The 8483-nt window shown below is 66.9% G+C and carries 8 protein-coding genes and 1 pseudogene; 2 read left to right on the top strand and 7 right to left on the bottom strand.

Features of this window, described 5'->3' with window-relative positions; translation table 11 throughout:
• A partial coding sequence (locus tag JO059_RS09550) for an IS3 family transposase (RefSeq protein WP_293316055.1) occupies positions 1-703 on the bottom strand: 703 nt, incomplete at its 3' end.
• A gap of 414 nt (positions 704-1117) precedes the next feature.
• On the opposite strand from JO059_RS09550, the gene JO059_RS09545 reads away from it, so the two are divergent.
• A complete protein-coding gene (locus tag JO059_RS09545; protein WP_293316053.1) occupies positions 1118-1366 on the top strand; it encodes a DUF6480 family protein in 249 nt (82 codons plus the stop codon).
• 168 nt (positions 1367-1534) lie between these two features.
• Here JO059_RS09545 and JO059_RS09540 read toward each other — a convergent pair whose 3' ends face one another.
• The 4 genes from JO059_RS09540 to JO059_RS09525 form a co-directional block, all read right to left on the bottom strand.
• The gene (locus JO059_RS09540; RefSeq protein ID WP_293316059.1) at positions 1535-2347 is read right to left on the bottom strand and encodes an MOSC N-terminal beta barrel domain-containing protein; all 813 of its coding nucleotides are present in this window, start codon (positions 2345-2347) and stop codon (positions 1535-1537) included.
• Positions 2348-2492: 145 nt separating this feature from the next.
• A complete protein-coding gene (locus JO059_RS09535) occupies positions 2493-2816 on the bottom strand; it encodes a DUF732 domain-containing protein (RefSeq protein ID WP_293316051.1) in 324 nt (107 codons plus the stop codon).
• Positions 2817-2921: 105 nt separating this feature from the next.
• On the bottom strand, positions 2922-3578 hold the full coding sequence (locus tag JO059_RS09530) for a C39 family peptidase (protein WP_293316049.1): 657 nt from the start codon (positions 3576-3578) through the stop codon (positions 2922-2924).
• A gap of 158 nt (positions 3579-3736) precedes the next feature.
• A complete protein-coding gene (locus JO059_RS09525) occupies positions 3737-5086 on the bottom strand; it encodes a PPE domain-containing protein (protein WP_293316047.1) in 1350 nt (449 codons plus the stop codon).
• 274 nt (positions 5087-5360) lie between these two features.
• Between JO059_RS09525 and JO059_RS09520 the strand changes: the two genes are divergently transcribed.
• Positions 5361-6353, top strand: a complete 993-nt coding sequence (locus JO059_RS09520) for a class I SAM-dependent methyltransferase (protein ID WP_293316057.1) — start codon at positions 5361-5363, stop codon at positions 6351-6353.
• Positions 6354-6426: 73 nt separating this feature from the next.
• Here the strand turns inward: JO059_RS09520 and JO059_RS09515 are convergent, their stop codons facing one another.
• Both JO059_RS09515 and JO059_RS09510 read right to left on the bottom strand, forming a co-directional pair.
• Complete coding sequence (locus JO059_RS09515) at positions 6427-7932, bottom strand: FAD-dependent oxidoreductase (protein ID WP_293316045.1); 1506 nt, start codon at positions 7930-7932, stop codon at positions 6427-6429.
• Between the two features lie 46 nt (positions 7933-7978).
• Positions 7979-8483, bottom strand: a pseudogene (locus JO059_RS09510) (hypothetical protein); the annotation flags it as partial.

The following is an 8483-nucleotide window of genomic DNA, read 5'->3' as shown; positions in this document are numbered from 1 at the left end:
GGGCGGGGTGCTCGGTGATGTCGGTACACCACAATTCGTTCGGCCGAGTCGCGATGAACTGGCGGTTGACCAGATCAGCGGGGGTGCGAAGGCGGATCAAATTCGGGATGCGCCGGCGGGGATGCGGCAAGCCGCTCAGGCCCTGCTCGGCCATGACCGCGCGCACCAGCTTGAGGTTGACATTCATCTCGAATTCGTCGAGCAGCGCTGCCCGGATACGTCGGCCACCGTACGTGCCACGGGATCGCTGATGGATCTCGGTGATCGTGTCGGCCACAATCAGTCGGCGGATCTCGCGATCAGGCGCCGGTCGTCGACGGTGATATTGCAGATTTGATCGGGCCAACCCCGTTATCCGGCACGCTGATCGGGCTGAATGTCCTCGCGCGATCAGTCCCTCAACGATCGCGCGTCGGCGTTTTGGGGGCACCACCGCCTTAGCGTCGAACAACTCACACGCGTCGCGCGTCAGCGCCAGTTCCGCCTCAAGCTGGGCGATGCGCTTGCGGGCTGCTGCAAGCTCATCAGCCTCCACACTGGGGACGCCTTCGACCACTCCCGCATCGATCAGCGCCTGGCGCTTCCACCGGAACAGCGTGGACTGCGGAATGCTTGTTTCAGCCGCGATGGCGACGACCGGTTCGCCCGATCGCAGACGCTGAGCGATTTGCCGCCGAACCGTCGCCGGATACCTGAGGGGCATGTGACCTCCTGCTGATCACTGTCCCCCAACTCTCATAACGGTGGACCTACGACACGGGTACAGACCGCGTGGACCAATTCGCGGGGTCCGGTCAATTCCGCTGTCCACGACCTTTGCCGGCTAATGCGGAGACCGGCGCTCCGCGTGCCCCTTGGCCGGTGAGTCCGCCCCAATCCGCGTCGAGAACGCCGCGATGTCAGCTTTTTGCGCGACCGCACCTTCTGCGTTTCGGCATGCTGCGTATAGCACACAAAACTCAGAGGGCTGCGCTTGTCGGGCATGGTGTTTTTGCCCACTCCGTTTGGGCGGCGCATGGGCGGGTACCGCAACGCCGCAAGGAGGGAGCGCGCGCATCCGGGCGGTCATGCGGCCCTCAGCGCAGCGACCTCCACGACGAAAGGATTGGTGTCAGCCATGACCGCACAACCTCCAGATCCTGACCCGGTACAGACTCCGGGCCTCGAGGGCGGCGGCGGCGTCGCGCCGGGGACGACTCCGCCGGCCGCACCACAGACCTCGGGTGTCGCCCAGCCGCAACCGCCCGGGCGCGGGCGGCTCAGCCCTACCGCGGTCGTCACCATCATCGCGACGTGCATTTTCGTCGTCGTGTTCGTTGCGGTGGGCGTGCTGCTCGTTATGAAAATGGTTGGGGCGACGGGCTGATGACGATCGACGCCGAGGACGTCCGAAGGCTGCTCGCAAGTCACGAGTAAGATGCCGTGCTGGTCGCGCTCGAGGGCCGCATCGAGGTGGCCACCGCGGCTGACCTCGAGTCGCCGGATTACGCAGGCCGAGCAACTCGACACCGCGGTGCGCAATCTGGGCGCCTGACTACGACCGGATGGTCACGCGGTCACCGGCCCGGATGACACCCTCCGCTAGCACTTCGAAATATGCCCCGGCGCACGGCTGCGCGACGGAACCACGTGCCTGCCAACGGTTCTCGGCCGCGGGCGTGCGAAGCGCGTGCAGAGCTCGCGGCAGTGCGCCGTGTTCCAGCGTGGGCACCACGCATCGGGTTGTGGCCGCCAGGGCTCGCAGACGGACCTCACCGACGTGGAACTCCCTGCCGATCCAGTCGTTCTCGGCGTAGGGCGGGTGGCCCGTCGGTGTCTCGATGACCAGGTTCGGTCGGTAGCGCAGGGCCTCCACGCCGATGTGCTCGAGGGTGGCCGTGGTGATCGCGTGCAGTGGGGCGTCGTCGGTGAACGAGTCGCCGGGGGTTGCCCGAGCAATCTCCAGGACCCCGCCACCGATTTCGGCGATGGCGGCGTCGAGCCCAAGCTCGAGCAGCTTTTCGGGGTCTGGACGTTCCAACGTTGCGCCCTGCGGTCGCTTGCCGATCAACCGGACCGGCCGCCCCAGGAGCCTGGACAGCAGCTCCTCGACGTCGGGATCGTCGGCCGCGACCGTGACCCCGTCGGGCAGGTCGATGCGCACGCCTGCGGTGCCCGTGTTGGCCGTGCATTTCAGCAGCTCACGCCAGAACCGGGGCTGCTTGGCGCTAGCGACATGCCCGGTCACGGCGTCGACGAGCGCCAGCCGCCGGTCCCCGCGGACGCCGGTCTCGTCGACGAAGATGCTGTCCATGGTCTCGCCGAGCATTGACTTAACCGGGTAGCGGTGCAGGCTGTGCACGTGCATGTCGACCGCGGGGTGACCCGAGACGTCCGTCGAAACCCCCACTGCCCATCCCCCACTTCCCATCCCCACGTCGGCGACATCACGCGCTTTCTCGCTCAGCGTATGCGGGTTGGGCGCGAAACCTTCGCGGTGGGCCGGCGAACGATCAGCCCGGGCAGTAGGTCGACTCCGCCGCGCTCACCCAGCCGGTCATGTCCGCGAACGAGAAGCCCTTCGAGGCCATGCTGGCGTGCAAGTCGGCCGCAATCGCGTCCGGCGTCTTGCCCGCCATCCGGTCGGCGCAGACCGCATGTCCCATCGCGATCATGTCGGAGTCGCTCGATGAGGGCCAGGAGAATCCCAGATTCTTCAGTTTCGCCAAGTACGCGTCGTCGGTGGCGTCGGCCGATGCAATCGCGGTGCTTGCCGTCAGGGCAGCCCCAACCATTACTGGGATGGCGAGTTTGGTCAGCCAGCGGGGTGCAGACATTTGATGCCCTTCTTTTCGGTTTTGTTCTGGGGCTTTCCGATGTCGCCAGTATATGAGCGATCACGCTGCGTGATATGAAAAGCATTGAAACCCGTTACCAGCGGATCAGGACGTCACAACAATCGAATCCGCGCCGGTGTGCCACGCATTAGTGAAGGCTGCGATGGGAACCTGCTCGTCGGGGTAGTCGGCGCCGGGATCGTTCAGATGGACGATGTGCTTGTCGGTGTCGATCCCGGTGACGACCACGAAGTGGTCGGCCTTGCTGCGCTGGTCCGTGGTGTCCCAGATGATTGCGGAGTTCACCCACGCGATGATCTTGCGGTTGTGGCCAAGGTAATTCTCCAGCGCCGGCAGTCCCGTCATCTCCGGCTGCTTGTCCCAGGCCATGACCGATTTGATGCCGTAGTGGTCGAGGAGCACCACCTCGTCCGCCATCTCGATACCGCCGTTGCCGTTGGTGTGGCTCGGGTCGTCGCGGGGCGCGTAGATCGGACCGGGGTTGGTTCCCGACGGGGTTTGCTCGGCAAGCTTGATAATCTGCCGCTCGGTCGGCAACTGGCCGGTGATCTCGCCGACGACGTCCGCCACGGCCATCAGGCCGCAGTTGTCTTCGCGCGACTGCTCCTGCCAGTACTTGGCGGCCGCCCGGGGGTCGCCGTAGACACCGGGATCGGCTGCCGCCGCGGTTATGCCCGCCGCCGCGACAACACACGCAATGCCGAAGCAGGCGGCCACAACTGCGGTTCGTGATGCTTTCATCCGGCAATGAGCATGATCACTCGCGAAGGTCGATCCGGTGGTTGGAATTGCGTGAAAACGTTAGCACCTTCCGGCCGCGCGGCTGATATTTGCGAGCGCAAGCGCAATAGTTGCCATCAAATGGCAACTATTGCCTTGTTTGACAATTTGCTATGGGCTCAATGGGCTAGGAGGCGCTTTTTCTGCTGATTGAATTCCTCGTCGGTAAGGATCCCGGAGTCGCGCAGGGACGCCAGTTCGCGCAGCTCGGCGGCGATGCTGACGGGGCCGGCGGCCGGCGCTTCCGGCGGCGCCGCCTTGTCATTGCTCTTCGGGTTCGTGGGCGCGCCGATGCGTTCGCGCCGGCCCGGAGCTGCGCCGGCCCCGCCGGGACCCGCCAGCGCCCGGCCCGCCATTCCCGCAAGGGCCAGCTGGCTGAACAGGCTGCCCGCGCTTCCTGCGGAAGCTTCCGCGGCGGCGCCCGCGGTCGTTGCCGGCAATCCGACCGCCAGCGGTCGGATCATCGTCGTCTCCGCGGTCCACGCGGATGGAACTGACAGTGCGCCAACCGCTTTCGCTTCAGCCAGACCCGCCGACACCGTCGACACGCCGGCCGGGTTCGTTATCACGGGGAACGGAGGTGGTGGCGCCGGGGCCGTGCCCGGCCACGACGGTAATCCCGCCCAACCGCTGACGATGTCATCGGTGTGCACACCGACGTAGTAGCCGGCGACGTCGTATGGCAGGGCCGGAAGCGAGACTCCCGTGTCCACCCCCAGACTCGCTGCGCTCAATTCTGGGTCGACGAAAACCCCACTCAGATTCGCCAGCACGGCCAAGACGTCCAATGGAGTGAATTGAGCGGAGGTGGCCGAAAGGCTGGTCAGTGCGCCGGGGACAGCGGACATCGCCTGCGGGATGCCGGAAACCGCACCCTGTGCATTTCCCGCGGAGGTGCCCCTGGCTGCTGTCACGGCCGCGGCTTGGCCGGCCGGCCCGCCGGAGTTGGTGTTTTTTGACGGTGGTGAAAACGGCGTCAGCGTGGTTGCCAACGCCGACGCCGCGGCGTAGCCGTACATGGCGGCGGCGTCCTGGGCCCACATTTCGGCGTACTGAGCTTCGGTGGCCGCTATCGCCGGAGTGTTTTGGCCGAAGATGTTCGTTGCGACGAGGGCCGCCAGCAGGCTCCGGTTGGCCGCGATCACCGAGGGTGGCACGGTCTCCGCGAACGCCGTCTCGTAGGCGGCCGCAGCGGCTTTGGCCTGACTGGCGGTTGCCTCGGCCTTCGCCGCCGTTGCCGCCGTCCACGCCACGTAAGGTGCGGCGGCGGCGGCCATCAACGCCGACGACGGGCCCAGCCATGGGCCGGCGGTCAGTGTCGCGATCTCCGCCTGGTACGAGCTCGCCGCCCACTGCAGCGCGGCGGCCAGCCCGTCCCAGGCCGTCGCGGCGGCGACCATCGGGCTCGATCCGGGACCCAGGTACATGCGCGCGGAGTTGATCTCCGGCGGCAGCGCCGCAAAATCCATGTCGGTCCCTCCCATCGGTCCCACAGCCCCCACGCATCGGCGGCTGCGGTGTGACCACCTGCCGGACGGCGCAGCCAACTGAGCCGAGCAATGATCGCACTTCCCGCACTACTACATGTCCGATCCGTAAACGTGGCCCCTACCCCGTCAAACGAAACCGTTAACCGTTCACGGCGGACGCTGCCGGTGTGCGGCCCCTTTTCGGGTCGTGTAGAAGGGTCTGGTGGACGAGGCCAGCCCCAAGGCGTTCGATCGGACGGTGCTGCGGGAAGCGATGGTGCGGCGGGTGTACCGGCGGACGCTGGCAGAGGGGCAAATCGTGGTTCCAGCCGTTCCCGGCCTTATCGACGAGTACGTCCAGTTGTGCGCCAACGTGTGCGCCACGTTGGGCGTTCCCTACACGCCGGAACAATCCATCCAGCTCAGCCGGGTGATGGAAAGCGAGCTGGCAAAGGCTTTCAAGGCCTCCCAGCGTTCCGACATCGTCATCTCGTTTCAGCTGCCTTTCGGTACCGGCCTGAACTACAACGTCAAGGCCGAATGGCGGACGGTCGAGGCCGACTACGACAACTGGGTGGCGACCCGACCTGCGCCGCTCTTCGGCACGGAGCCCGATGCCCGCGTGCTGGCGGTCGCGCGCGAAGCGGCCGATCCCACGACATGTCACGTGCTGGACGTCGGAGCGGGTACCGGTCGCAACGCTTTGGCCCTGGCCCGGCTCGGCCACCCCGTGGACGCGGTGGAGATCGCCCCGAAGTTCGCCGACATCATTCGGGGGGAGGTCGAACGTGAATCGCTTCCCGTGCGGGTGATCCAAAGCGACGTCTTCACGGCCGTCGAGGGTGTCCACGACGAGTACCAGCTGATGGTGCTCGCCGAGGTGGTTCCCGACTTCCGGACTGCCCACGAGTTGCGCGGCCTGTTCGAACTCGCCGCCGACTGCCTGGCTCCCGGCGGCCGTCTGCTGTTCAACACTTTCTTGCCGAGGCCGGGCTACACCCCCGACGACGCCGCACGCCAACTCGGGCAGCAGTGCAACACGATGATCTTTACCCGGGAGGAGGTCTCGGGCTCGGCGGCCGACCTACCCCTCGAGCTGGTTGCCGACGATTCCGCCTACGAGTACGAGAAAGCCCACCTGCCCGAAGAAGCCTGGCCCCCCACGGGCTGGTTCGATGGCTGGGCCAGCGGCCTCGACGTGTTCGACGTTCCTCGGGAGGAGTCGCCGATCGAGTTGCGCTGGCTCGTCTACCGCAAATCGGGCTAATGCGCGCGCCAACGTGCACGCAGTGCGAGAATTTGCGACTTTTTTCGCGCTGGTTGCACGGTGGGCGCAGGTTTTAAGACGTCAGATCGCGGGTCGCCGGTCCTTCGAGCAGCGTGCCGTCGGGGGCGAATCGCGACCCATGTAGCGGGCATTCCCACGCCTGGTCGGCGTCGTTCCAGTTCACTATCCCGCCCAGGTGCGGGCATACCGGTGACACGCGGTATTCGGCGCCGTCGACTCGACAGCGCGCTTCCAGATGCCACGGTGGCCCGCTCACCACGCCACCCTCGCCGTTGACCGGGCCGCGCCGGCCCGAGCGGATGGCCGGCGTCACCCAGCCCTTCGCCAGGTCGAATCCCACCTCGGCGTTGAACTGCAGGGCGGTGAGGAGCCCTGTCAGCTCATGCGGACTCCAGCTCGCGAACGCTTTGGCCCAATCCATCCGCCCGCCCAGGATGCGGCTGGAGAGCGCCAGTGCGGCGGCCGCGCCGTTGGTCATCCCCCATTTATTGAATCCCGTTGCGACGAAGATGGTTTCGTTGTTCGGCAATATCGGGCCCACGTACGGCAGATGGTCGATGGGGGTGTAGTCCTGGGCCGACCAAAAATGGGTCTGGACGGCACCCGGATAGTGTTTGCGCGCCCAGGACGAAAGTTCGTCCAGCGCCTGGTTCGGGCTCTTTTTGCGGCCCACGGTGTGGCCGGCCCCCCCGACGATCAACAGCTCCCCGTCCGCGACCGGCGCATACCGCACGGACCGTGTCGGCGAATCGGTCGAAATCATCATCGGCCGCGTGATGTCGCCGGGGACTTTGAAGGCCAGGCAGTAGGACCGGCTCGGCTTCACACGCGCGAAATAGCCGCCGCGATCCAGGATCGGGATGCCGGTGGCAAGCACCAGCCGTCCGGCCTGGAGCTCGACGTCACGCTGGTCGGCGTCGTTGACGTGGACGCGCACGCCTTTGCCACGCAAGGACACCCGCCTGACGCGGGTGTGTTCGACCAGCCGTCCTCCGCGGTCAACGAATTCCTCGGCCAACGAGTCCAGGAACGGCATGGGGTCGAACTGCGCCTGGTCGGGCACTCGCACCCCACCGTGATAGGGGAACGGCACGTCTGCGTCGTCGTCCCAGTCGGCGGGCAGTCCGACCGCCTTGCAGGCCAGCAGCTCGGCACGCGCGGACGGCACCCCCCTCGCCGACTGCGCGTAGGTGTAAGCCGCTTCTCGCTGCACCGCGATGCCACGCGACTGGCAATGGTTGATCACCCAGTCCTGGCCTTCGCGGTTGCCGTCGATGTACGCGCGCGCCAAACCCCTCCCGTGCCGGGGCAGGATTCTCGACAGGTGGCTGCCCTGCAGCAGGCTGATCTTGGCGGTGGTGTTCCCGGTGGTGCCAGCGCCGACGGTGCGGGCCTCCAACACCAGGACCTCCTTGCCGGCGCGGGCCAGGAGCACCGCCGTCATCAGCCCGGTGATCCCGGCGCCGACGACGATGACGTCGGCGGAACGGGGACCGTCGTCGAGCTGACTTGCTACCCACGGCTGTTCGGCTCGGGTGTCCAACCACAAAGAAGTCACGGCTGGCGTGATACCCCCGCAGAGCCGAGGGAAACGGTAACCCACCTCACGGTCGCTTGAGCTGCGCTTTTGCCTCCCGAACCGATTCGGCTGCCGCACGGCTCGCCCGCTTTGCCTCGTCATAGCCGGCTTCGGCCTCGTTGAGGAGGCGCTCGGCTTCGCGGAGGGTCGCGAGCGCTTCGTCACGTCGCCGCCTGGCCACCTCGCGTTCGGCTCGGCGCTGGGAAAGAGTGTCGTCGGCTCGGGCTTGGGAGCGCTCCGCGACGGCGAGGGCCTCGGTGGCCTCGATGGCCTCGGTCAACTTCTCCATGCGGCGCCGTGCGGCCGTCTCGGCTCGCCCCGTCGGCTTCGTCGGCGCCGTCGGCCCCGTCGGCGCCGTGTCGCCGAGCGCGCCGAAACCCGACCATTGCTCGGCCTTGGCCAACCGGCCGAGTCGCGTTGCGACGTCGGGGTCGGCGATCGCAGCCTGCAGCGTGCTGGTCAGGTCCTCCCGCACCGAAGGCGACGGGCGCCTCATGTCGGCCGCCTCGAACGCGGCACGCGCCAGTTCG

It is taken from the genome of Mycobacterium sp., from assembly GCF_019247615.1.
Taxonomy (GTDB): domain Bacteria; phylum Actinomycetota; class Actinomycetes; order Mycobacteriales; family Mycobacteriaceae; genus Mycobacterium.
Note: the sequence above shows the minus strand (reverse complement) of the source record. Positions and strands in the feature narration are given on the sequence as shown.

Coding starts and splice junctions, on each gene's coding strand:
- JO059_RS09545 (WP_293316053.1), top strand. CDS start 1,118: ATGACCGCACAACCTCCAGATCCTGACCCGGTACAGACTCCGGGCCTC.
- JO059_RS09540 (WP_293316059.1), bottom strand. CDS start 2,347: ATGCACGTGCACAGCCTGCACCGCTACCCGGTTAAGTCAATGCTCGGC.
- JO059_RS09535 (WP_293316051.1), bottom strand. CDS start 2,816: ATGTCTGCACCCCGCTGGCTGACCAAACTCGCCATCCCAGTAATGGTT.
- JO059_RS09530 (WP_293316049.1), bottom strand. CDS start 3,578: ATGAAAGCATCACGAACCGCAGTTGTGGCCGCCTGCTTCGGCATTGCG.
- JO059_RS09525 (WP_293316047.1), bottom strand. CDS start 5,086: ATGGATTTTGCGGCGCTGCCGCCGGAGATCAACTCCGCGCGCATGTAC.
- JO059_RS09520 (WP_293316057.1), top strand. CDS start 5,361: ATGGTGCGGCGGGTGTACCGGCGGACGCTGGCAGAGGGGCAAATCGTG.